At 50.6% G+C, this 22,296-nt stretch carries 19 protein-coding genes; 11 read left to right on the top strand and 8 right to left on the bottom strand.

What is annotated here, in order from left to right; all coding sequences use genetic code 11:
* Position 1: 1 nt before the first annotated feature.
* Genes CWE11_RS01580 through bioD form a run of 3 tightly spaced genes read left to right on the top strand, consistent with a single transcriptional unit; the run spans position 2 to position 2,699 of the window.
* On the top strand, positions 2 to 1,168 hold the full coding sequence (locus CWE11_RS01580; protein ID WP_126775843.1) for an aminotransferase class I/II-fold pyridoxal phosphate-dependent enzyme: 1,167 nt from the start codon (positions 2 to 4) through the stop codon (positions 1,166 to 1,168).
* Positions 1,140 to 1,964 (top strand): methyltransferase domain-containing protein, encoded by an 825-nt coding sequence (locus tag CWE11_RS01575; protein WP_157981271.1) that lies wholly within the window; start codon positions 1,140 to 1,142, stop codon positions 1,962 to 1,964. Before CWE11_RS01580 ends, CWE11_RS01575 begins: the two co-directional genes overlap by 29 nt.
* 39 nt (positions 1,965 to 2,003) lie before the next feature.
* Positions 2,004 to 2,699 carry a dethiobiotin synthase gene (bioD, locus tag CWE11_RS01570; protein ID WP_126775841.1) on the top strand — a complete coding sequence of 232 codons (696 nt, stop codon included), beginning with the start codon at positions 2,004 to 2,006 and terminating at the stop codon, positions 2,697 to 2,699.
* On the opposite strand, the gene pepE is transcribed toward bioD, so the two are convergent.
* The gene (gene pepE, locus CWE11_RS01565) at positions 2,683 to 3,408 is read right to left on the bottom strand and encodes a dipeptidase PepE (protein WP_126775840.1); all 726 of its coding nucleotides are present in this window, start codon (positions 3,406 to 3,408) and stop codon (positions 2,683 to 2,685) included. The genes bioD and pepE overlap by 17 nt on opposite strands.
* 216 nt (positions 3,409 to 3,624) lie before the next feature.
* On the opposite strand from pepE, the gene htpX reads away from it, so the two are divergent.
* The 4 genes from htpX (at position 3,625) to CWE11_RS01545 (ending at position 7,610) form a co-directional block, all read left to right on the top strand.
* On the top strand, positions 3,625 to 4,512 hold the full coding sequence (gene htpX, locus CWE11_RS01560) for a protease HtpX (RefSeq protein ID WP_126775839.1): 888 nt from the start codon (positions 3,625 to 3,627) through the stop codon (positions 4,510 to 4,512).
* Positions 4,509 to 5,150 carry a flavin reductase family protein gene (locus CWE11_RS01555; RefSeq protein WP_126775838.1) on the top strand — a complete coding sequence of 214 codons (642 nt, stop codon included), beginning with the start codon at positions 4,509 to 4,511 and terminating at the stop codon, positions 5,148 to 5,150. The genes htpX and CWE11_RS01555 overlap by 4 nt, the downstream gene beginning before the upstream one ends.
* 180 nt (positions 5,151 to 5,330) lie before the next feature.
* The gene (locus CWE11_RS01550; RefSeq protein WP_126775837.1) at positions 5,331 to 6,689 is read left to right on the top strand and encodes a class II 3-deoxy-7-phosphoheptulonate synthase; all 1,359 of its coding nucleotides are present in this window, start codon (positions 5,331 to 5,333) and stop codon (positions 6,687 to 6,689) included.
* Positions 6,690 to 6,812: 123 nt separating this feature from the next.
* Positions 6,813 to 7,610, top strand: a complete 798-nt coding sequence (locus CWE11_RS01545) for a DUF1338 domain-containing protein (protein WP_126775836.1) — start codon at positions 6,813 to 6,815, stop codon at positions 7,608 to 7,610.
* Between the two features lie 88 nt (positions 7,611 to 7,698).
* On the opposite strand, the gene ppsR is transcribed toward CWE11_RS01545, so the two are convergent.
* Complete coding sequence (ppsR, locus tag CWE11_RS01540; protein WP_126775835.1) at positions 7,699 to 8,505, bottom strand: posphoenolpyruvate synthetase regulatory kinase/phosphorylase PpsR; 807 nt, start codon at positions 8,503 to 8,505, stop codon at positions 7,699 to 7,701.
* A gap of 127 nt (positions 8,506 to 8,632) precedes the next feature.
* Between ppsR and ppsA the strand changes: the two genes are divergently transcribed.
* Both ppsA and ydiJ read left to right on the top strand, forming a co-directional pair.
* Positions 8,633 to 11,008: a phosphoenolpyruvate synthase gene (gene ppsA, locus CWE11_RS01535; protein WP_126775834.1), complete on the top strand. Its 2,376-nt coding sequence runs from the start codon at positions 8,633 to 8,635 to the stop codon at positions 11,006 to 11,008.
* 68 nt (positions 11,009 to 11,076) lie between these two features.
* Positions 11,077 to 14,145 (top strand): D-2-hydroxyglutarate dehydrogenase YdiJ, encoded by a 3,069-nt coding sequence (gene ydiJ / locus CWE11_RS01530; RefSeq protein ID WP_241971688.1) that lies wholly within the window; start codon positions 11,077 to 11,079, stop codon positions 14,143 to 14,145.
* 109 nt (positions 14,146 to 14,254) lie between these two features.
* Here the strand turns inward: ydiJ and CWE11_RS01525 are convergent, their stop codons facing one another.
* Positions 14,255 to 15,310 carry a Glu/Leu/Phe/Val dehydrogenase dimerization domain-containing protein gene (locus tag CWE11_RS01525; protein WP_126775833.1) on the bottom strand — a complete coding sequence of 352 codons (1,056 nt, stop codon included), beginning with the start codon at positions 15,308 to 15,310 and terminating at the stop codon, positions 14,255 to 14,257.
* Positions 15,311 to 15,639: 329 nt separating this feature from the next.
* On the opposite strand from CWE11_RS01525, the gene CWE11_RS01520 reads away from it, so the two are divergent.
* On the top strand, positions 15,640 to 16,047 hold the full coding sequence (locus CWE11_RS01520; protein WP_126775832.1) for a DUF4826 family protein: 408 nt from the start codon (positions 15,640 to 15,642) through the stop codon (positions 16,045 to 16,047).
* A 63-nt stretch (positions 16,048 to 16,110) separates the two neighbouring features.
* On the opposite strand, the gene CWE11_RS01515 is transcribed toward CWE11_RS01520, so the two are convergent.
* From CWE11_RS01515 to CWE11_RS01495, 5 genes are all read right to left on the bottom strand, one after another.
* Positions 16,111 to 17,337 carry a cupin domain-containing protein gene (locus CWE11_RS01515; RefSeq protein WP_126775831.1) on the bottom strand — a complete coding sequence of 409 codons (1,227 nt, stop codon included), beginning with the start codon at positions 17,335 to 17,337 and terminating at the stop codon, positions 16,111 to 16,113.
* The gene (gene purB, locus CWE11_RS01510; protein WP_126775830.1) at positions 17,334 to 18,743 is read right to left on the bottom strand and encodes an adenylosuccinate lyase; all 1,410 of its coding nucleotides are present in this window, start codon (positions 18,741 to 18,743) and stop codon (positions 17,334 to 17,336) included. The genes CWE11_RS01515 and purB overlap by 4 nt, the downstream gene beginning before the upstream one ends.
* Before the next feature lie 61 nt (positions 18,744 to 18,804).
* Positions 18,805 to 19,494: a high frequency lysogenization protein HflD gene (gene hflD, locus CWE11_RS01505; RefSeq protein WP_198675556.1), complete on the bottom strand. Its 690-nt coding sequence runs from the start codon at positions 19,492 to 19,494 to the stop codon at positions 18,805 to 18,807.
* Positions 19,491 to 20,624 carry a tRNA 2-thiouridine(34) synthase MnmA gene (gene mnmA / locus CWE11_RS01500; protein WP_126775829.1) on the bottom strand — a complete coding sequence of 378 codons (1,134 nt, stop codon included), beginning with the start codon at positions 20,622 to 20,624 and terminating at the stop codon, positions 19,491 to 19,493. Before mnmA ends, hflD begins: the two co-directional genes overlap by 4 nt.
* 104 nt (positions 20,625 to 20,728) lie before the next feature.
* Positions 20,729 to 21,325: a pseudouridine synthase gene (locus CWE11_RS01495; protein WP_126775828.1), complete on the bottom strand. Its 597-nt coding sequence runs from the start codon at positions 21,323 to 21,325 to the stop codon at positions 20,729 to 20,731.
* 94 nt (positions 21,326 to 21,419) lie between these two features.
* Between CWE11_RS01495 and CWE11_RS01490 the strand changes: the two genes are divergently transcribed.
* A complete protein-coding gene (locus CWE11_RS01490; RefSeq protein ID WP_126775827.1) occupies positions 21,420 to 22,265 on the top strand; it encodes a hypothetical protein in 846 nt (281 codons plus the stop codon).
* Positions 22,266 to 22,296 lie beyond the last annotated feature (31 nt).

Here is a 22,296-nt window from a genome sequence, read left to right as displayed (position 1 = left end):
CATGCTACGAAGCCGTATGCAGCAGGTGCTCGTGCAAGCCGACGCAGTGCATTTGAGACGCACGTTGCGGCCTCGCGCCGCGGCGCATATGCAACGAACCTTTGCAAGCAATGACTACCTTGGCCTTCGTCATGATCCGCGCGTGATTGAGGCTTTTCAGCGTGGATTGCAGCAATACGGCAGCGGGAGTGGAGCCAGCCCATTGGTGACAGGCTACAGCGATGCGCATCAAGTACTTGCAGAGGAGCTCGCTGATTGGCTCGGCGTCGACCGCGTGTTGCTCTTCAGCAGCGGATACGCAGCGAATCAGGGCGTGCTGAGTACCCTTTCGGAAGTCGGGATGGTCCCGGTGCTTGATCGACTCTGCCATGCATCCATTTATGATGGCGTGCAATCGGAGAGGATAGCGCGTTTTCACCATCAAAATATTGAGCATGCCGAAACGGTCCTTCGTCAATTGAAAATGCAACCCGATCAAACAGCGATGTTGGTGTCTGAGGGGGTGTTTAGCATGGATGGTGACCAAGCACCTGTTGCTCGACTGCATGACCTGGCAAAACGAAGCAACGCACTGTTGATGCTAGATGATGCGCATGGACTGGGTGTTACGGGAGCGCGCGGATTAGGGGTAATGGACACAACCGCGTACCGTCCTGACGTACTGACGGGAACCTTTGGTAAAGCCTTTGGCGTGGCGGGCGCGTTTGTGGCGACCGATCACACGATAGCCGACTTCCTTGTTCAGCGGTGTCGTCACTTTATCTATTCAACCGCATTTCCTGCTGCACAAGCTGAAGCGATCCGCGCGAGTCTAAAGTGTGTTCGAAGTGAGCCGGAGCGAAGAGGGCGCTTGTTTCAAAATATTCATCGGTTCTGCGATTACGCGGCGCAATTAAATTTACGTTTAGCTCCTTCGGAAACACCGATACAGCCGCTCGTGGTCGGTGACGCAGGACACGCCTTACAATTAGCTGAGCACCTTCGAGCAGCGGGTTTTGAGTGCACTGCGATTCGCTATCCGACAGTCCCGAAACACACAGCACGGCTGCGTTTCGCATTATCTGCGGCGCACACCGCGCATGATATTGATGCGCTTTTTGATGCCCTGCACGTTATCTTACGAAAGGAGCCTGCATTACATGATGCTTGCACCGTCCACGAAGCCTGACATAGCAGCCCAGTTTGGCCGGTCGGCGGCACGCTATGCCCATACCGCGACCGTCCAATATCAAGGCGCGGAACGGCTGTTTTGTTTGTTAGATCAAAGAACCAGAGCACGAATACACTGTGTGCTTGATTTAGGGTGTGGTCCCGGTGTCCATACCCAACGATTACAGGGTATCGGGGGGCTATATCACGGTCTCGATATTTCCGAGGGGATGATCGCTCAGGCGCGTCAGGCGCACCCCAGCGCCGACTTTATCTGTGCGGATATGGAATCGATGCCATTTGAAGACGGACGGTTTGACCTGGTGTTTTCAAACTTTGCGATGCAATGGGCAACATCACCTGAAGTACTGATAAGGGAAATGACTCGGATCATGTGCGATGGGGGAGAAAGTTACTTTACGGTCGTGCTAGAACAGAGCCTATCGCCACTGCTTCCGTTACGACAAGCCTTTGCTCAGAAAGAGCGACCTGAGATTATTGACGCATTGCAAACAGAACGCCATGCGAGCTTCGCTCAGTGGCACGGTGCGTTAATCGATCATGGTTTACGGATCGAATATGCACAACATGAAACATTTCGCGCTTGGTTTCCAACTATTCAGGCTTTGATTCAAAGTGTTTCAAAAATTGGCGCCGATCGTCCCCATCCGGCCGCGCCTATGCATGGAAGGGCGCCACGGCTCACCCGTAATGAATTAAGCGCCCTTACGGTGGGCTATGAGCGGTTTAGAGAACCAAAAGGACTACCGCTAGACTACCAAGTCGGTATTTTCAAAGTGTCAAAACTCGTCTGATATTCAAATCGTTAGCAATTTTATTGTTGAGAAATAGTTATGACATCATGTGTATTTATCACAGGGACAGATACCGATGCGGGGAAGACACGGGTTTCTGCACTCTTATTGCGCGTTGCCTGGATGCAAGGGCTGCGTACTCTTGCGATGAAGCCTATTTCAGCGGGTTGCACCCGCAATCCAACGCTGGGGCATTACGAGAACGCTGATGCGCTCATTTTGCAACACTTAGCCACAGAGCCGACAACGTATCAGGAAGTGAATCCGATTGCATTGGAACCGCCGATTGCACCGCACATCGCGGCAGAACGAGCAAATGAGCGTAACTTATTGCTGCGGGCAAGGCTTGGATGGCAAGCACTGTATGCAAAATCGCCTGACTTGCTGCTTTGTGAAGGGGCGGGTGGTTGGATGTTGCCCTTAGATGAAGGTCATTTGATGCCCCAATTTGTCCGTGAAACAAATCAAGACGTGATTCTCGTGGTGGGGATGAAGCTCGGCTGTTTAAATCATGCATTATTGACCGTTGCAGCAATCGCGCAAAGTGGCTGTCACTTGCGCGGTTGGATTGCCAATACGCTAACTCCAGAGCCTATGCCCTATTACACGGAGAACGTGGCAACACTGAAAGAGCGTATTGCCGCGCCGCTGCTTGCGGAAGTCCCTTTTTTAGCAGATGTTTCTGACGAGCAGGCTTGGTGCGAATCGCACCAACACCTTATAAAAATTGACTAACGACGCTCCCTGCCGAGAGGGGGTGTTGCTTTCCGTCGAGAAATGCAACCGCATCCGCCGCACCGAGTAACCGCATCGCGTTCCCCTCGACCTTCAGTCCGGTTCCTTCGCGCAGTGCAATCGTGGTCGTGTGCGGATTGACGCGCATAAACTCGGTGAGTCGCTGCGCTCTTGTCTCACCATGAAAGCCAGGGGGGTGTGCATCGAGATAGTGCGGATTGATCTGGAAGGGCACCACGCCAAGTGCAGTAAAGCTCGGCGGCTCAATGATCGGCATATCGTTGGTGGTGCGAATCGTTAATCCGGCAAGATTCGCTCCTGCGCTCCACCCAGCGTACGGCATACCGCCTAGAATGCGCTTGCGTAAGGGATCAAGCACCCCATATTGGTATAATGTATTGAGCAATACAAAGGTATTCCCTCCGCCAACAAGGACCCCGTCTGCTTGCGAAATGGCTTCGCGCGGATTGGCATAGCTTTCGATCCCGCGAATGTGCATTCCCATATCGGCCAGCGCGCGCTGCACTTTTTCGGTGTACTCTGCGTAAGAAGTGAGGACACCTGCATACGGAATAAAAACGATGGTTTTTGATTGTGAAAAATGGGATTTTAACCAGAATTTGCTGTGGACAAGATAGTCACTGTCGCCGGCCTTGGAACTACTCAGAAGTAAAAGATGTCTTTGGTTTTGCTCGCTTAAATCAGCCATAATGGTCCACGGGTTTGGTGTCAAACAATGGACCTGAGCATAGCATTCACCTGCGGGAGCCTCAAACTTTTACCTAGGGCGTCGCGTGGTGATATCCATGACCCACTACATGTCAGAACCAAACCCTCGTGACCCAGATTGATGGCCTTGATTTATTGCAAGGCACCCGCATATCTGAGACGTGGAATAGTTCGGTTATTTTGAGAGGTTTTACCGATGAAACGTGTGGCATTATTTCTAGCAACAAATTTGGCCGTCATTGTGGTGTTGAGTATCGTCCTCAATATCCTCATGGCGGTGTTTGGGATCGATTTCGCAAGCTACACCGGGCTTCTCGTCTTTGCAGCGCTGTTTGGCTTTGGTGGTGCGTTTATTTCTCTTATGATGTCGAAATGGATGGCGAAACGCAGCACGGGAGCTCGAGTCATCGAACAACCGCGCAATGATGCGGAGCGGTGGTTGGTTGAAACCGTAGCGAACCAGGCAAAAAAGGCTGGCGTAAAAATGCCCGAAGTGGCGATTTATGATTCACCAGAACCGAATGCGTTCGCGACCGGGCCGAGCAAGAATGATTCACTTGTGGCTGTTTCCACCGGTTTGTTGCGCTCTATGTCCAAAGACGAAGTCGAGGCGGTGCTTGCCCATGAGGTGAGTCATGTTGCCAACGGTGACATGGTGACACTGACCTTGATTCAAGGCGTGGTAAATACCTTTGTTATCTTCCTCGCGCGCGTCCTGGCAGGGCTTGTTAACAACGCGTTACGGGGCAACCAGTCAGGGGGTGGTCGTCACGGTGGTGGGGGTTTCGCCTATTTCGGTTTGGTCATTCTCTTTGAGATTCTGTTCGGGATGTTGGCGCAGATTATCGTGTTTTACTTTTCGCGGCAGCGAGAATATCGGGCGGACGCCGGTGCGGCTCGTTTGGTCGGCCCGCAAAAAATGATTGCCGCATTGCGCCGCTTGCAACAGGGCCGAGAATCACAGCTGGATGATCGTATGCTCGCGTTCGGTATTAAGGGTAAGCTTGCGAAAGGTGAGCTGATGATGACCCATCCGCCGCTCGAGAAGCGTATCGCGGCGCTTCAGCAAGGACGCTATTCATGATGATTGATACGGCTGGAATGAGCGGAACCGCAATTTATCACTTGATGACTCAAACACTCATTCCACGGCCGATCGCTTGGGTTCTCACGAAACATACGTCTGGGCATTTAAACCTTGCGCCTTTTAGTTACTTTACGGCGGTTACCAGCGAACCGCCGTTGCTCATGTTTTCGGTGGGCAATAAAGTCGATGGGAGCGGCAAGGATACCAAGGTGAACGCGCAAGAGAACGGCTATTTCGTTGTGCACATCCCATCCGGGCGTCATGCGGAAGCTGTCACAGAGTCTTCTCGTGCGCTCCCTGCTGCAGAGTCTGAACTCGATCGGCTCAATCACATCAAGACAGTTCCATTTGAGGGTTTCCCGCTCCCGCGATTGGAGGATTGCGCGATTGCGTTTGGTTGTCGTTTACATCACACCCATGCAATCCCGGGTGCACCGCAAACGCTTCTATTTGGTGAGATTAAACGCGTGTATCTGGCAGATGAGGTTGCGCGAATTCAACACCTTCAAAAAGGGGATGGGCAGATTTCTGAACGCCTGGTTGTTAGTGCTCAGGATGTTGATCCACTGGCCCGTTTGGGAGCAGACGAGTACGCCCGTTTGGGCGAATTCCTGCGGGTCCCTCGTCCAAAATAGAAAATCGTTTGTATCAACCGGTTTTTTCGGTGGATTTTCCGTTGCAATCAATACACGCGATGGATACATTGAAAGGCCGTAAAATTTTTTGTACGACGTAAGAGTAGATGCAGACGCTCCCCACCTACGGAACTGAGCCCGTATCCTGCTTTTTCTTCATGAGGTAACGAGGAAAATCGAATGACCTGGACTCCTGACAGTTGGCGTAAATTTCCGATTCAACAGCAACCAACCTATGCAAACGCGGAGCAACTTGCGTTTGTTGAGAGTCAGCTTAAGCGATATCCACCGTTAGTCTTTGCGGAGGAGGCTCGTCGCCTGCAAGCGCACCTTGGACATGTTTGTCAGGGTGAAGGGTTCTTGCTGCAAGGCGGTGACTGCGCTGAATCATTCCGTGACTTTACCGCACCGAAGATCCGCGACACGTTTAAAGTCATGCTGCAAATGGCAATTGTACTGACGTTCGCAGGCTCTGTACCCGTGACGAAAGTTGCTCGGATGGCAGGGCAGTTTGCCAAGCCGCGCTCAAGTAATGATGAGACGATTGACGGCGTCACGCACCCAGCATATCGGGGCGACATTATCAATGATGCGGCGTTTACTGCAGAGGCGCGTGAGCCGGATCCAAACCGTATGTTGACCGCATATCATCATTCTGCGGCGAGCCTGAATCTGCTTCGCGCGTTTGCTCAAGGTGGCTTTGCGGATTTGCATAAGGTGCATAAATGGAACATGGGCTTTATTGCGGCAAATCCGATGAAAGAGAAGTACCAAAAGGTGGCGGAGCGAATTGAAGAAGCGCTGCGCTTTATGGAAGTGCTCGGGATTACCGCGGAAACACACCCAACAATCCATGAAACCGAGCTCTTTACGTCCCATGAAGCCTTGCTCCTGCCGTATGAGGAGGCATTAACTCGAACGGACAGTTTAACTGGCTTGCAATATGACTGCTCTGCACACATGCTGTGGATGGGCGAGCGTACCCGTCAGCTTGACCATGCGCACATGGAGTTCTTCCGCGGGATTCATAACCCAGTAGGCGTCAAAATCGGCCCAACCGCCACGCCAGACGAGTTGATGGCGGTCATCGATGCATTGAATCCGAATAATACCCCCGGTCGATTGACACTCATCACGCGCATGGGGGCCGATAACCTTGCCGCGAACTTACCGAAACTGATTCAACGAGTGCAAGCAGAGGGTCGGCATGTGGTCTGGTCAAGCGATCCGATGCATGGCAATACGGTGAAAACGGATAACGGTTATAAGACCCGTAACTTCGACGCGATTATTCGTGAGATACGCCAGTTCTTTGCGATTCATCAGGCAGAAGGTAGCTATGCCGGCGGAATTCACCTTGAAATGACGGGTGAGCATGTGACCGAGTGTACCGGGGGTGCCTATCAGATCTCAGAGAGCGATCTGGAAAAACGTTACTTAACACAGTGCGATCCCCGATTAAATGCGGACCAAGTGCTTGAGCTGGCTTTTTTAGTGTCGGAAACGCTTGGGAAAGCCCGTGCAGGGCGTGATATTTAATAACGCGGCGCTTCCCACACGCCGAAAATTTGTGCGATAATATCGCCCCGTCACAGACAGGCCATTCGGCCTGTCTTTTCATATCCGATTCTCATTTTAAAGTGGTAAACAGGAGTTAGTGAAATGTCGGAGCAAGCGCACGCATTTTTTGCACAGTTGTGGCAGGATTACATCCGCCGGACTCCATCAGCCGATAAAGTGCATCAAGTTCTGGGCCAAGGGCATGTGATTATTAACGACCATGTGGCATTTCGCACCTTTAATATTGCACCGGTCAATTTGGAGGCTTTGTCAAAGTTGTTTGAGGGGATGGGCTATTTCGCCAATGGTGACTATCACTTTGAGCAAAAGAAGTTGCGGGCGAAACATTTTGAACACGCAGATCCAACGTTGCCGAAAGTGTTTGTAAGTGAGTTATTGGTCGAAGCGTTCTCTTTGTCGTTACAAAGCTGTGTCCGAGAGATGGTTGCAACGATTGATCCTGAGGCGGTCAAACACCCGTCGTTTTTGTACTCTGGAACCCACTGGAATGTGAGTTTTGAACAATATCAAGCGTTGCTCGCAGAAAGCGAATATGCAGCTTGGATGAGTGCTTTCGGTTATTGCGCCAATCACTTCACGGTCAGTGTAAATGAGCTTCCGGGCTACACGACACTCGAAAGCGTGAATGCACGCCTCAAAGAAGCGGGGTTCACCTTAAATACATCAGGCGGTGAGATTAAAGGTTCTCCCGAGGTTTTCCTCGAGCAATCGTCAACGATGGCCGATGAAATTGAAGTTGAGTTTAACGATAGAGCGGCGCGCATTCCGAGCTGTTTTTATGAATTTGCCAAGCGCTACGAAATCTCAGAAGGTCGACTGTATACAGGATTCGTCGCTGCATCAGCAGACAAGATCTTCGAGAGTACCAACGCACGTTAATTGAGCTTGTTCCTCTCGAGGTAACAAAAAAAGTCCGCGTTCCATTTGGGAACCGGACTTTTTTATTGGATGATTGCGTTGCATGGGGTTAGTAACGATGGCGTCTTAACTTCGCTATCGTCATAATTTTCGCAGCGATCTCTTCTACTGATGCATAGGTTGAATTCAAATAGGGGATCGCCTCGCGACGGTATAACGCCTCTATTTCGGCAATCTCAAACTGGCACTGTTCGATTGAGGCATAGCGAGAACCGGCTCGGCGAGCCTCGCGAATGCTCTGTAACCGTTCCGCATCGATGGTCAGCCCAAACAACTTATGTCGGTGCATTTTGAGATCATAGCTCAGTTGGAGGTGCTCCATGTCATCTTCTGTGATCGGATAATTGGCGGCTTTGATTCCGTATTGCAATGCCAGATACAAACACGTGGGTGTCTTCCCAGTTCTTGATGCCCCAATCAGAATAATATCCGCTTCGCCATAGTTTTTGGTGGTCACGCCATCGTCGTTCTCTAGCGTGTAATTGACTGCATCAATCCGAAAGTTATATTCGGGTGAAATTCCATGGGTCCGGTTGGTTTTCGGTTGCGCACTCACCCCAAGCTCCGCTTGAACTGGTGCAACGTAGTGGTCTAGGAAGTCGTAGCTCACGCCCTCACTTTTGACGATAATGCGTTTAATTGCCGGGTCGACAAAGGTGTGGAAAATCAGCGGCCGCTCGCCTGATTCTGCGAAGGCAAGATTGATCTCTTCAACCGCTCGTAGTGCCTTCTCCTGTTCATCGATAAACGGGAGCGTGCGGTGCTCGAAAGTGACTGGAAACAATGACAGGATGGCATGCCCAAAAGTTTCTGAGGTGAGGGCAGTCCCATCGGAAATGTAAAAGGCGGTCCGCATCGTAAAATGTTCCTTGTGAAAGTGACACAAATGTTAACTTGTTGTGCGCACCCGTGTAAAATACGTTTGTCACCGCGTTGCGGCTGAGCCCGGCGATTAACCCAACATTCAATGAAAGGAATACACCGTGCAAGATTACGTGCTTTGGTATCAGGAACTCGGAATGGACGATGTGAACCGAGTCGGTGGAAAGAACGCCTCCCTTGGAGAAATGATTAGTAACCTCTCCGACCTTGGCGTTACAGTTCCCGGTGGTTTTGCCACCACTTCCTTTGCCTTCAATACCTTCCTTGACCAAAGCGGTCTCAACGCAAAAATCCACGATATTCTTGACCACCTTGATGTAGACGACGTACGTGCACTTGCCGAGGCCGGTAAAAACATCCGTCAGTGGATCATCGACACCCCATTTACGCCCGAGCTCGAAACGGCGATCGAGGCTGCGTACAAAACCTTAAGTGCTGGAAATACTGAGGCTAGTTTTGCAGTTCGCAGTTCAGCCACCGCTGAAGATATGCCGGACGCATCTTTTGCAGGTCAGCAAGAAACCTTTTTGAATGTAAAAGGGATTTCCGCGGTAAAAGAGGCCATCAAGCACGTTTTCGCCTCGTTGTTTAATGATCGCGCGATCTCTTATCGGGTCCACCAAGGCTACGACCACCGAGGGGTTGCGTTGTCAGCCGGTGTACAGCGCATGGTTCGTAGTGACCTTGCAGCCTCTGGGGTTATGTTCTCGATTGATACCGAGTCAGGCTTTGATCAAGTGGTCTTTATCACGTCCTCCTATGGCTTGGGTGAAATGGTGGTTCAAGGCGCAGTGAATCCCGATGAGTTTCACGTGCATAAACCGACACTCGCGCAAGGGCGTCCGGCCGTTATTCGTAAAACCATCGGCTCGAAAAAAGTAGAGATGGTCTATTCCAACTCTTCAGAGCACGGGAAACAGGTTGACATTAAAGACATTGAAGAAGCGCGGCAACGGGTCTTCTCGATCACTGACGAAGAAGTCATGGAGCTTGCTCGTCAAGCCGTAACCATTGAGAAGCACTATGGACGGCCGATGGATATCGAGTGGGCCAAAGATGGTCAGGATGGCAAACTTTATATCGTTCAAGCGCGCCCAGAAACGGTGCGATCGAATGAGAATAGTAACCGAATTGAACGCTTTCAGTTGAAAAAACAATCGGAAGTCATTGCCAGTGGTCGCGCGATAGGACAGAAGATTGGCGCCGGAAAAGCCCGTGTCCTGTCATCAATCAAAGATATGGATCAAGTAAAACCGGGTGACGTGCTTGTCACGGACATGACGGACCCAGATTGGGAACCGATCATGAAGCGGGCCGCCGCGATCGTCACCAATCGTGGAGGCCGTACATGCCATGCGGCGATTATCGCGCGGGAGCTTGGGATTCCGGCGATCGTGGGTTGTGGTGATGCAACCGATCGCATCGCGGATGGTGATGATGTGACAGTGAGCTGTGCCGAGGGTGACACCGGATTTATTTATCGAGGACAACTTGATTTTGACGTGACGGAATCAGAAGTAGGGAACATGCCGCCGTTGCCGTTAAAAATTATGCAAAACGTCGGCAATCCCGATCGGGCATTTGATTTCGCACGCTTACCCCATGCGGGTGTCGGCTTAGCGCGGCTCGAATTTATTATTAATCGCATGATCGGCGTGCATCCAAAGGCATTGCTCAATTTCTCGGAGCAAACACCTGAGTTGCAAGCGCAAATTGAGTCGATGATGGCGGGCTACCCAAGCCCGCGCGAATATTACATTCAGCGTTTGGTGGAGGGCATCGCAACCATCGGCGCTTCTTTTGCACCCGAGCGCGTCATCGTTCGGATGTCCGATTTTAAATCGAATGAGTATGCTAATCTCGTCGGTGGACGGGCCTATGAGCCCGAGGAAGAAAACCCCATGTTGGGTTTCCGTGGTGCGTCGCGGTACCTCTCAGCAGACTTCGCTGATTGCTTTGCACTTGAATGTGAGGCGATCAAGCGGGTGCGCAACGATATGGGCCTAACCAACGTGGAGATAATGATTCCGTTCGTTCGAACCCTAGAGGAAGGGCGTGGTGTCATTGATCTGTTGGCGAAGCATGGGTTGCGCCAAGGTGAGAACGGACTGCGAGTGATCATGATGTGTGAGCTTCCCTCCAACGCGGTACTTTCGGATCAGTTCTTAGATATTTTTGATGGCTTTTCAATTGGTTCGAATGATTTAACCCAGTTAACACTCGGCCTCGATCGCGATTCCGGATTAATTGCACATTTATTTGATGAACGGAACCCAGCCGTAAAAGCTTTACTGGAAATGGCGATTACCACAGCGAAGAAGCGCGGCAAATATGTCGGAATTTGCGGTCAAGGTCCATCGGACCATCCAGACTTTGCGCAATGGCTTGTTGAGCAGGGGATTGACTCCGTATCATTAAATCCTGATACGGTGATCGATACCTGGCTTTACTTAAGCGAGCATCTAAAGCAAGCTTAAGTCACTAACCCAACACACGAACAGATGTAAAGGGGCCTTCAGTGCCCCTTTTTAAGAGGTAATTGCTGGTGACGAAGTCAATCGCATCCATTTCTCCAGAACAGCCTGTGGTTGAACTAACCCAACGCTATCTTGCAGCTGTTCGAAAGGCGGGGTTTATTGGTGATATTGACGAAACGTACAGCGGACGGCTGATCGCGGCGACAGACAACAGTATCTATCAACAAATGCCACAAGCCGTTCTCTATCCGCGCAGTCAGCGGGATGTCGCGTGCGCTCTTAAAGTTGCGCATCGCGCAGCATTCCGTGCGGTTCGATTTGCCCCACGAGGCGGTGGCACGGGGACCAATGGGCAATCTTTGACACCGGGCATTGTTCTTGATTTAAGTCGATACTTAACGCGAGTTCTTGAAGTAAACGTCAAGGAAGGCTGGGTTCGAGTCGAGGCAGGCATTATCAAAGATCAGTTGAACGAGACGCTGCGTCCGCACGGCTATTTCTTCGCCCCGGATACATCTACGAGCAACCGCTGCACAATTGGTGGGATGATTGCCACGGATGCCTCAGGGCAGGGCTCTCTCGTCTATGGAAAAACCAGTGACCATGTCTTGGGTCTGCGCGCATATCTCCCGAACGGGGATGCGATTCGTACTGAACCCGTGTCGATAGAAGAAGCTGAACGACGCGCCAGTGAGGACTCATCGGAGGGTCGTATTTATCATCAGGTTCTCGCAACGTGCCGCGAACAGCGAGAGGAAATAAAGACTCGCTTCCCTCCATTGAATCGCTTCCTCACTGGTTATGACCTAGTCCACGTGTACGACGAAGACCAACAGGCGGTTGATGTCGGGCGCCTACTCTGTGGAGCTGAGGGTACGTTGGCCGTTGTAACGGAAGCCAAGTTACATATCAACCGGATCCCTAATCACAAAATTCTGGTCAACGTAAAGTACCAAGATTTTCAAGATGCACTGCGTCATGCACCTGCGTTGGTCAAAGCAAATGCGACGTCTGTTGAGACCATTGACAGCACGGTTCTTGATATCGCTCGCAATGATGTCATTTGGCATGAGGTCCATGATTTACTCCGTGACGTGCCACCGTTTCGCATGGATGGTATCAACATCTTGGAATTTACGGGTGAGAGTGCGCAAGAGGTAGGCGATAAACTGAAGGTATTATGCACGGAGCTCGACCAACTCGATCCTCACCGCTCGGGAGTGATCGGCTATCAGATTTGTCGCGATGCGGCGAGTATCCAAAAAATTTATGCCATGCGCAAAAAGGCAGTCGGTCTGCTAGGTGCAACAAAAGGGCGGGCAAAGCCTGTTGCCTTTGTGGAAGATACAGCCGTGCCACCCGAGCAACTTGCGGATTACATTATGGAATTTCGCGCCATATTGGACCGTTACGAGTTACGTTATGGCATGTTTGGACATGTCGATGCCGGCGTACTCCATGTGCGTCCTGCCCTTGATATGCAAGACGAAGCGTCCGTTCAAACGATTCGTGACGTGAGTGATGAGGTGGCAGCATTGACTGCGCGATTCGGCGGTTTGATGTGGGGCGAGCATGGTAAAGGTTTTCGCTCGGAATATGGACCAGAGTTTTTTGGGGATGTGCTGTTTAAGGAATTACGTCGGGTCAAGTCGGCCTTTGATCCCCATAATCAACTAAACCCCGGAAAGATCTGTACTCCTTTGAAGAGTCAAGAGTCCTTAGTTTCTATTGAAGGACCATTACGTGGCAGCAGTGATAGACAAGTTCCAGAGGCTTCACAAAGCCAATTTAAAGGCGCAATGGAGTGCAACGGAAATGGATTGTGTTTTAACTTTGATGTCAACGCAACGATGTGTCCTTCATTTCGGGCGACCGGTGATCGCCGGCAATCGCCGAAAGGGCGTGCAACCTTATTGCGCGAGTGGCTTCGCCTCCAGGGGCTTCAGGGTAATACCGTTGCACTCATAAACGGAGATGCGCCGAAGGAGCCTGGGCTGGTACGAAATGCTTTCTTGGCATCATCGACCGCCACGGCAACCAATGACTTCAATCATGAGGTGCGCGAAGCACTCGACTCCTGCCTCGCTTGCAAAGCATGCAGCAGCCAGTGTCCCGTGAAGGTGGATATCCCATCACAGCGCTCGGTCTTTTACAGCTATTATCACCAAACGTATCGTCGTCCCCTGAAAGACTTTTTAGTCCGCAAGGCTGAGTCTGTAATGGTTCGCTGGTCGCGCTTCCCTCGGCTTGCAAACTTATTCTTTCAAAACCCGCTCGCACGCTCGCTACAAAGGCTGGTGTTTGCGTATCAAGATACACCACGTTTTTCGCTTCCATCTTGGCGCACGCAACAGCAACTTCTGCAGGTGATGACCCTAAAAGATGCCGAAGCTCGTTTAGCACAAGGGGAGTGGCAGCCTGAGCACTACGTATTTATTGTCCAAGATGCGTTTACTACGGCGTTTGATGCGAACGTGCTTGCTGGATTTGTCAAGGTTGTACGAGCACTTGGTCTCGAGCCTGTTGTTTTGCCTTTCTATGAGAGTGGAAAAGCGGCACATGTGAAAGGGTTCTTACAGACTTTCTCACAGCACGCAGAACGAGCGAGCACATTTTTGGCAGAGATTTCTGAACGTTTTCAAGCGCCTTTGGTTGGCATGGATGCAGCGACAACCTTGGTTTATCGTGATGAGTACCGGGCACTTAAAATCACGCGGGCACATGATTTTGAGGTGCAGCTTATGCACGAATGGCTCAAGTCATACTCGGATAAACTCCATGCGCTGACGGGAAGTACAGCGCGGGATGAGGTGCAGGTCCTCGTGCATTGTACAGAGCAATCGAATTTAGTCGCGAGTCGGGATGAATGGGGTGAATTGCTGGCACAGGTCGGCTTCAAGCCAAACGTGCCTGCGGTGGGTTGCTGTGGCATGGCCGGTACATTCGGTCATGAAAAAGCGTATCAGTCATTGAGTAAAAAGCTGTGGGAGATGAGTTGGGCGCCGAAATTAGCATCTGAGAAAATAACGGTCGCAACGGGTTTTTCATGCCGGTGTCAGAGCAAGCGGATGACGAAGAACACACTACAGCATCCTATTGAACTAATCGCCAAACGTCTTTCACGGGATGCATACTAGGCGCTAGGGACGCGGAATCTGCCTTCCTTCGGACGTTGGTCCGCCACAAAAAAAGCCAACCTGAGGGTTGGCTTTTTGGTACTTCATATCAAGCGATGAGAAAGAGGTCTTACAGCGCTGCTTTCTTTTCTGCAAGCTTCTTCGCAAGGATCTCGCGGGCCATTTCATCCGCAATCTCACCGGTTGGACGATCTTCATCCTTCGCTCGCGTAAAGATCTTATCGAGGGTGTTGTAGATATTCTTGATGCGCGACGAGGTTTCTTCAAGGGTGAAATTAGCCGCTTCTGAACACACATGAATAACACCGCCCGCATTGATGACGTAATCCGGTGCGTACAAAATACCCATCTCTTTGACGATGCGATCATGCGCAGGGGTTGCTAATTGGTTATTTGCGCTTCCTGCGATAACTTTCGCTTTGATACGCTTCAGCGTGCTGTCATTGACCGTTGCACCGAGAGCACAAGGCGCATAGATGTCGACCTCTTGGTCGTAGATATCGTCGATGCTCACGGCAGTTGCGCCAAGCTCGTTGACTGCGCGGTCAACACTTTCTTGATTGACGTCACAGACAAACAACACGGCGCCTTCTTCTGCGAGATATTTGGCAAAATCGAAACCAACCGCGCCGACACCTTGCACAGAAACACGCAGCCCTTTTAAGCTATCACTGCCAAATGCGTGTTTAGCCGCTGCCTTTACGCCTAAGTAAGAGCCAAGCGCAGTGTGTGGTGATGGGTCACCAGCTTTTTCCGCAGTTCCTGCAACAAACGGAGTTTCTGTTGCCACGATGTCGATATCGGCGGTGCGAATGTTCACGTCTTCAGCCGTGATATACTTTCCGCCCAACGAGTTTACAAAGCGACCGTATGCTTTGAAAAAGGCTTCGCTTTTGTCTTTCTTGGCATCACCAATAATAACTGCCTTGCCACCACCGAGCGGCAATCCTGCCAAGGCGCTTTTGTAGGTCATGCCACGAGAGAGGCGCAAAACGTCTGTGAGTGCTTCATCAGAGTTTGCGTAGTTCCACATCCGAGTACCACCGAGGGCCGGGCCCATCGTAGTATCGTGCACTGCAATAATCGCCTTTAATCCAGTAACTTTGTCATGACAAAACACGATTTGCTCGTGATTGTCATATTCAATATGCTCGAATAGCGCCATAGCGGCTAACCTCATTGTTGTCTTAGATCGTCTTCGACACTCGGATAGATTTTCCGTTCGTGCCTTTGACATAAAATCGGAGCGTAAACTACCACTTTACGTAAACTGTTACCAGTTACCGTATAACAAAAACCAGACGATTTTTTTCTCTCGACTATCAACTTGTCTTTACACCATTCTGGTCCGTCCACAGCCGCTCTAGCGCGCACTTTTACGCGGATCCGGGAGTTTTCCTCAGCGCTAAAGCCTGCTAATATGCGAGGCTCGTTTGTTAGTTAAATGTTACCCTCCACGCCGAGAGGGATTGTAAAAAGTAGTGAGAGATAACCATGAGTCAGCAAGCAGCATTATCCGAGCAAGAAATGAACAATTGGGTACGGGAACAGTTTCAAAAAGCCAATGGTTATCTTGCTGAAAAGGGCATTCTAACAGATCAGGTGTTAACCAAAGAGAGCCGCTACCTCGCGCCGCATATTGCGGTTTGGAAGTTTTCTTTACGGGGACTGACTGACAAAGTATGGGCGATTAGTGGCGTGGTCCCCACGGATCATGTGGATGCGAAAGTGGCAAAAGACGCGCGCGATGCACTGCGTCACTTCAGTCTGCGCTGGCAAGTTCGTGCAGAGGAAATTTTGCAATCGCAACCGAATGAGACGGAGCGGAAGTTTGCGGAAGTCCTCGTGAATCATGCCGAAGCCTGTTATGAGCTGGTTGATAACGAGCAACTGTGGAAGTAACAGCATAAGAAACAGACCTGAACAAAGTGGGTCTGTTTCTGTTTCCTCAAAGAATACCGAGTCCTATTGAGTGATATCTTCCCCCGGACTATCGTCGTCATCGTCGGTACCGAGCACGAATAGTCCCTCATTCAGAAGTCCACACAAAAGGTGACGCGCCGCGGCACTCTCCAGATATTCGGAGAGCGTATGGGTGTCGATACAATCACTCATGTCACAGAGAACTCCAAAGAGATCTTCGGCATCTTCGTCTAATGGATACCATTGCCCTTGAACGACGGCATGGATCATGCCGTCTTTCTCCGTCGTGATCATGCGAACGCCGATTGCTTTAAAAAGCAGCGGATATTGCGCGAGTTGATATTCCAAGCTCGCTTCAAGAACCGGGCGCTCTGGCCACTCAGGTAGGGGAGGACGCGGGTTTTTCGAGAGAAACTCAGCCAACACATCATGCAACAGCGTATCGTCTTGCAGTGCTTCCAATAGCAGCTGTTTAAAACCCGCAGTGTGCAATGGAGCAAAATGCCATGGATCGAACTCTGGAAGGCCATTGCCTTCAGGATTCAAAGTATCCTCCAGTCGGTCTTCAAAGCGCTTTTGAAGTTTTTCTTTATCCAAGGCGTAATCGGCAAGCGCACTGAGAAGTTCAGCTTGGCTTGGGGCCCGGAAGCCGACCGAATAATTTAGACTGGGTAACTCACTTGCTCCCGCATGAGGAAAGCCGGCTGGGATATAAATCATATCGCCCGGTTCAAGCATTGCATCAATGATGGGCTCAAAAGCCTCTGTTTGCTTCAAGTCCCGATGGGGGAGGACCGTTTTGAGAGTTTGCTTCGCTCCCACTTGCCAACGTCGACGTCCAAGGCCTTGAATAATAAACACGTCATACTGATCCACATGAGGCCCAACACCGCCGTGGGGCGTGGAATAGCTAACCATTAAATCATCAATTCGCCAATCGGGGAGAAACCGAAACGCCCGAAGGAGATCCTGCGCAATAGGCACATGTTCATTGACCGCTTGCACCAAAAGGCTCCAATGCTGCTCTGGTAAATCATTGAAATGCTCAAACGGACCGTGCACCACGTTCCATTGGTCATCCTTTTGAATGACCAAGCGAGAATCAACGCCAGAATCCATTGCAAGTCCGGCGAGTTCTTCGGGACTAATGGGATCGTGAAAGTCCAGGAACGCCCCGCGAATTACCACCGGTTTCTGTTGCCAATTCTCTTTTAAAAAGCGAACCGCATCAAATATGTGTTGATTTAGTACGTAATCGGTTTCATTCATGCATGATTTTCCAGATAACTTGGCAATTCATCGACAAAAGCGACCGCACGGCCAATGTAATTTGCAGGTGTTAGTTGCTTCAGTTCGGCTTTGACCGTATCTGGTAAGTTTAGGCTATCAATAAAATCCGCCAAGGCCGCTTGTGTAATCCGTTTCCCTCGCGTGAGCGCTTTTAACTTCTCATAAGGCTGCTCAATACCATAGCGACGCATAACGGTTTGAACGGGCTCCGCCAATAGCTCCCAATTCTGATCCAGCTCAGTGCGCAGTGCGGCTTCATTCACCTCAAGTTTGCTCAAGCCCTTAAGTGTTGCTTGATAGGCAATCACCGCGTAACCCAAGCCAACGCCTAAATTACGTAAAACTGTCGAGTCCGTTAAATCTCGCTGCCAGCGTGAAACGGGGAGTTTTGCCGAAAGATGACCGAGGATTGCATTCGCGATCCCAAGATTTCCCTCTGAATTCTCAAAGTCAATCGGGTTCACTTTATGAGGCATCGTGGAAGAGCCCACTTCGCCTTCGATCGTTTTCTGCTTAAAGTGATTGAGCGCAATGTAGCCCCACACATCCCGGTCAAGGTCGATGAGAATGGTATTGATTCGGCAAAGTGCATCAAACCACTCGGCAATGTAGTCATGAGGTTCAATCTGCGTTGTGTATGCATTCCATGTTAAGCCCAAGGATGCCACAAACTCACCAGCAATCTGGTGCCAATCTACATCGGGGTAGGCACTGAGGTGCGCGTTGTAATTCCCGACAGCTCCATTGATCTTGCCCAAGAACTTAACCTGTTTTAAGCCCGAAAATTGACGATCAAAACGCACAGCAACGTTCGCGAATTCTTTCCCCATGGTGGTCGGAGTTGCGGGTTGACCATGGGTTCGCGCCATCATGGGAATGCTGCGATAGGACTTCGCATGGGTGGCTAACGCCGTAAGGATTTGCTGAAGTAACGGATACACCACGCGTTCAGCCGCTTGCGTTAACATCAAGGCATGGGAGAGGTTGTTGATATCCTCGGACGTGCACGCAAAGTGAATAAATTCGCTCACTGCGTTTAGCTCTGCGTGACTCGCTACTTTCTCTTTCAGGAAATATTCAACCGCTTTAACGTCGTGGTTGGTCGTTCGCTCGATTTCTTTCACACGGGCGGCGTCCGCTTCACTGAATTGATTCACGATTGTGTCGAGGAACGCATGGGCTTCATCACTGAGGGCTGGAACTTCTTTAATTGCCTCAATGGTGGAGAGTTTTTGCAGCCAACGAACTTCCACAAGGACGCGCTGGTGAATTAATCCGTATTCGCTCACATAGTGACGTAAAGCACTGGTTTTTGAACCATAGCGGCCGTCGACCGGAGAAATTGCCGTTAATTCAGAGAGTGCGAGTGGGGCCGAGCTTGCCATCAGTAAAACTCCATCGTTAGGGGTCGGTACGCCCAACCGATGGGCGCATCGGTGGTTATCGTTACATGTTTAAAAGGTCTTCGATCGCCCGTTGCAATCGTTTCCGCGAAAAAATAATCTGTCGGCGTTTTCCGCCCAATTGACGCCATAAAACGGCACTGCGAATGCCGGCCAATAACATCGCCCGGATATGATGTTGCACTTCCGGCTTTTGCAAATGCTCTGGTTTTCCATTGACCTGAATCCGTGGCCCGATGGGGCTGATCACATCACTGTACAACTTCCCGAGATGTTCAATAATCCGGTACGCGTCGAAATCGAATTCATCACGCTGTCGCTTAATTTGTGTGAGACCACGGCCTAAGGTTGCCAGGGCATCGGGATTTTTTACCAAATGCCGCTCAAGTGCGAGGATGCCGACGACATATCGGGTTTGCTCAACATCTTTTGCACCTTGCCCATTCAACTGGCCGAGTAACATGCGCAACGCTGGTTGGAGTGATTTTACTGAGCGATAAACAGCGAGGGTATTGTCTGGATCGGTTTCGAGTAAACTATGAATCAATGTTTCGCTGTACTCTTCGGGAAACACTTCGCCCCGACGCGCGAGTTGTTGAGCGCAAATTGCGGCTAAGCATATACCGCCAAAAGCCAGCATCCGTTCGTGCCAAATACTAGGCAACGTCTGTTGGGCCTGCGGTTCGAGAGGCACGTCAGCGGTATTTCGTTGTTCATTATTGTGATCGGTCACAACGCTACCTCAAAGTCTGTGATGCGTTGCTCGATGATACCACCGCCGAGACACACATCCCCTTGATAAAATACAGCGGATTGACCCGGCGTAACCGCGGCCACTGGCTCATCAAATAGCACGCGGATTTGCTGATCGGAAATCGGTTCAATTTGGCAGGGGATATCCTGCTGTCGATAACGTGTTTTGACTACACAACGAATCGGCTCGGCGAGGGTTTCGCGATTAACCCAATGTAACTGACCCGCCACCAAACCATCGGAAAACAAACGAGGGTGCTGTGCGCCCTGTGCGACGATCAATTCATTACTGGCCACGTTCTTATCGACCACATACCAAGGATCATCGGACGCATTTGCTAAGCCGCCAATATGCAGTCCTTTACGCTGACCAATCGTGTGGTACATAAGTCCTTCATGCGTTCCAAGCGTGTCGCCATTCACGCTGACGATCGCGCCGGGCTTGGCGGGAAGATATTGCTGCAGAAAATCCTTAAATTTCCGTTCGCCAATAAAACAAATTCCTGTGGAGTCTTTTTTGTCGGCTGTAACCAACCCTTGCGCCTCTGCGATTGCGCGGACCTCGGACTTTTCAAGCGCTCCGACCGGAAATAAGGTTTGTGCAATGTGCTCATGCGAGAGTGTATACAAGAAGTAACTCTGGTCTTTATTGTGGTCACGCCCCCGGATGAGCTGCCATTTGCCATCATCGCCAAGCCGGCGCTGGCAATAATGGCCGGTAGCGATGTAATCGGCCCCAAGTGCCTCGGCGGCGAACTCAAGGAACGCTTTGAACTTGATTTCCTTGTTGCACATAATGTCGGGATTGGGCGTCCGACCCGCTTTGTACTCAGTTAGAAAATGCTCGAAGACATTATCCCAGTACTCGGCAGCAAAATTAACCGTATGGAGCTCGATACCGAGTGCCTCACACACTTTTTCGGCATCGGCGAGATCCGTCGCCGCAGCGCAATATTCATCGGTGTCATCTTCTTCCCAATTCTTCATAAACAGTCCTTCGACTTGATAGCCTTGCTGGAGAAGCAAATAAGCGGATACCGAAGAGTCGACCCCGCCGGACATGCCGACGATGACGCGTTTACTTGAGTTGTCTGAAGCTGTTTGGTTCATGGGGCTCGTATTCTTTAGTCCTAAACGGAAATGGGGTTGCTTGGACGAATATGCATTTCAATAATGGGAGCGGATTTTACCACTTTTTCATGGCTTACGGCCAGTTAAACTGTGATTTGCCGATATTCTCCCGGTGCCAATCCATCAAGGGTCCATTCGCCAATTTGATATCGAATCAATCGAAGGGTGGGGTGACCAATATGCGCGGTCATCCGTCGGACCTGACGGTTCTTCCCCTCACTGATCGTCAGTCGTAGCCAGGTATCTTTGATGTGTTTACGAAAGCGCACAGGTGGATTGCGCTCCCATAGCCAGGATGGCGGATCGACAATGTCGACAATGGCAGGGCGCGTTTGACCGTCTTTCAACGGCACGCCTCTGCGCAATACCGTTAATGCGTCCGATGTAGGCTCTCCCTCGACCAGCACATAATAGGTTTTACGCTTTTGGAACTTCGGGTCACTGATACGGGCTTGCAACGGTCCGCTGTTGGTTAGCACCAATAATCCCTCTGAATCCTTATCCAGCCGACCGGCTGGATACACCCCCGGAATGGGAATGAAATCCTTCAAGGTGGTATCAGTCGGTTCTCCCGTGAATTGGCAGAGTACGTTCATTGGTTTGTTCAGGAGTACGATGATTTGCGGCCCCTTGTCTCGGGACACCGCGCGTGAGCGCTGGCGGCTTGGGTATTTCTGCATGATTGAACATTCTCTTTGAATTCGGTTTTGCGAACCTGCCATTGCATTGTACCATAGGGCAAATAACAACATGACCATACGCCAGAGGCATCGAATGACCGAAAAATATCAGGGGTCCTACCAACACGCGGTTCAATTTAAAGAGAAACTCGACATCAATGCGATCTTTCGTTCGGCCTACAAGCATGTGAAAGAACGTCGCTCTCCATTTGTTGGTTCCGTCGCATGGACGGCCGTGATTCTCTTTGCTGCCCTGATATTAGTTGCCGCTCTCGTGAGAGTTCTGGGGATTGAAGCAGATGGCTCGGTGCAGGCTATTTTGAATACATCGGTGCAAGTATTGATTCTTGCCCCATGCGTTGGTGGGCTTACGTATGTCGCGTTGAAAACAACGTTATTGGATAAGCCGAACCGAGAGGACTTTTTTCAATTCTTTAGCAACCCATGGAGTATCATCGGTGTGTCAATTTTGACTGCCATTGTGTCGAATGTGGGCTTTCTTCTTCCGCACATGATTGCTATTCCATGGTTAATTGCCGCGCATATCCTATTTACGCTCGCGGTGCCCATGGCCGCCATTTATCGTGCGAAACCCTTTGCTGCCTTTATTGGTTCGATACAGCTGGTGACCAAACATTTTGGTACCTTTTTTATGCTGCATTTTGTCATGTTTGTCTTGTATCTACTCGTTGGGTTCGGTGCGGTGATTCTCTCGAACTTTGCGCAGGCCGGACAGGTGGGAATGTTTGTGGGAGTCGCAGGTGGGGTTGTGCTAGCCTATATCATCTTTACTCGTCTGGTCCCGCTGCAATTCTTTGCTATCGCTGAGATTTATCGAATTCTCTTCAACGTCACGTCAGAAAAATCTGAAATGTCTGACGATTCACAGCCGCCCACAGAAGAAACGGATGAAAGCACAAGTGAGGATTTTCGTCCGTAAATTTCGTGTATAATAGGCATCGACGAAGCAA

The organism is Aliidiomarina sanyensis (genome assembly GCF_003987175.1).
Classification (GTDB): Bacteria; Pseudomonadota; Gammaproteobacteria; order Enterobacterales; family Alteromonadaceae; genus Aliidiomarina; species Aliidiomarina sanyensis.
This window is presented reverse-complemented; position numbering and strand designations above follow the sequence as displayed.

Bases quoted from the DNA above. Each gene is read 5' to 3' on its own strand.
- CWE11_RS01580 (WP_126775843.1), top strand. From the start codon at position 2: ATGCTACGAAGCCGTATGCAGCAGGTGCTCGTGCAAGCCGACGCAGTG.
- CWE11_RS01575 (WP_157981271.1), top strand. From the start codon at position 1,140: ATGATGCTTGCACCGTCCACGAAGCCTGACATAGCAGCCCAGTTTGGC.
- bioD (WP_126775841.1), top strand. From the start codon at position 2,004: ATGACATCATGTGTATTTATCACAGGGACAGATACCGATGCGGGGAAG.
- pepE (WP_126775840.1), bottom strand. From the start codon at position 3,408: ATGGCTGATTTAAGCGAGCAAAACCAAAGACATCTTTTACTTCTGAGT.
- htpX (WP_126775839.1), top strand. From the start codon at position 3,625: ATGAAACGTGTGGCATTATTTCTAGCAACAAATTTGGCCGTCATTGTG.
- CWE11_RS01555 (WP_126775838.1), top strand. From the start codon at position 4,509: ATGATGATTGATACGGCTGGAATGAGCGGAACCGCAATTTATCACTTG.
- CWE11_RS01550 (WP_126775837.1), top strand. From the start codon at position 5,331: ATGACCTGGACTCCTGACAGTTGGCGTAAATTTCCGATTCAACAGCAA.
- CWE11_RS01545 (WP_126775836.1), top strand. From the start codon at position 6,813: ATGTCGGAGCAAGCGCACGCATTTTTTGCACAGTTGTGGCAGGATTAC.
- ppsR (WP_126775835.1), bottom strand. From the start codon at position 8,505: ATGCGGACCGCCTTTTACATTTCCGATGGGACTGCCCTCACCTCAGAA.
- CWE11_RS01525 (WP_126775833.1), bottom strand. From the start codon at position 15,310: ATGGCGCTATTCGAGCATATTGAATATGACAATCACGAGCAAATCGTG.
- CWE11_RS01520 (WP_126775832.1), top strand. From the start codon at position 15,640: ATGAGTCAGCAAGCAGCATTATCCGAGCAAGAAATGAACAATTGGGTA.
- CWE11_RS01515 (WP_126775831.1), bottom strand. From the start codon at position 17,337: ATGAATGAAACCGATTACGTACTAAATCAACACATATTTGATGCGGTT.
- purB (WP_126775830.1), bottom strand. From the start codon at position 18,743: ATGGCAAGCTCGGCCCCACTCGCACTCTCTGAATTAACGGCAATTTCT.
- mnmA (WP_126775829.1), bottom strand. From the start codon at position 20,624: ATGAACCAAACAGCTTCAGACAACTCAAGTAAACGCGTCATCGTCGGC.
- CWE11_RS01495 (WP_126775828.1), bottom strand. From the start codon at position 21,325: ATGCAGAAATACCCAAGCCGCCAGCGCTCACGCGCGGTGTCCCGAGAC.
- CWE11_RS01490 (WP_126775827.1), top strand. From the start codon at position 21,420: ATGACCGAAAAATATCAGGGGTCCTACCAACACGCGGTTCAATTTAAA.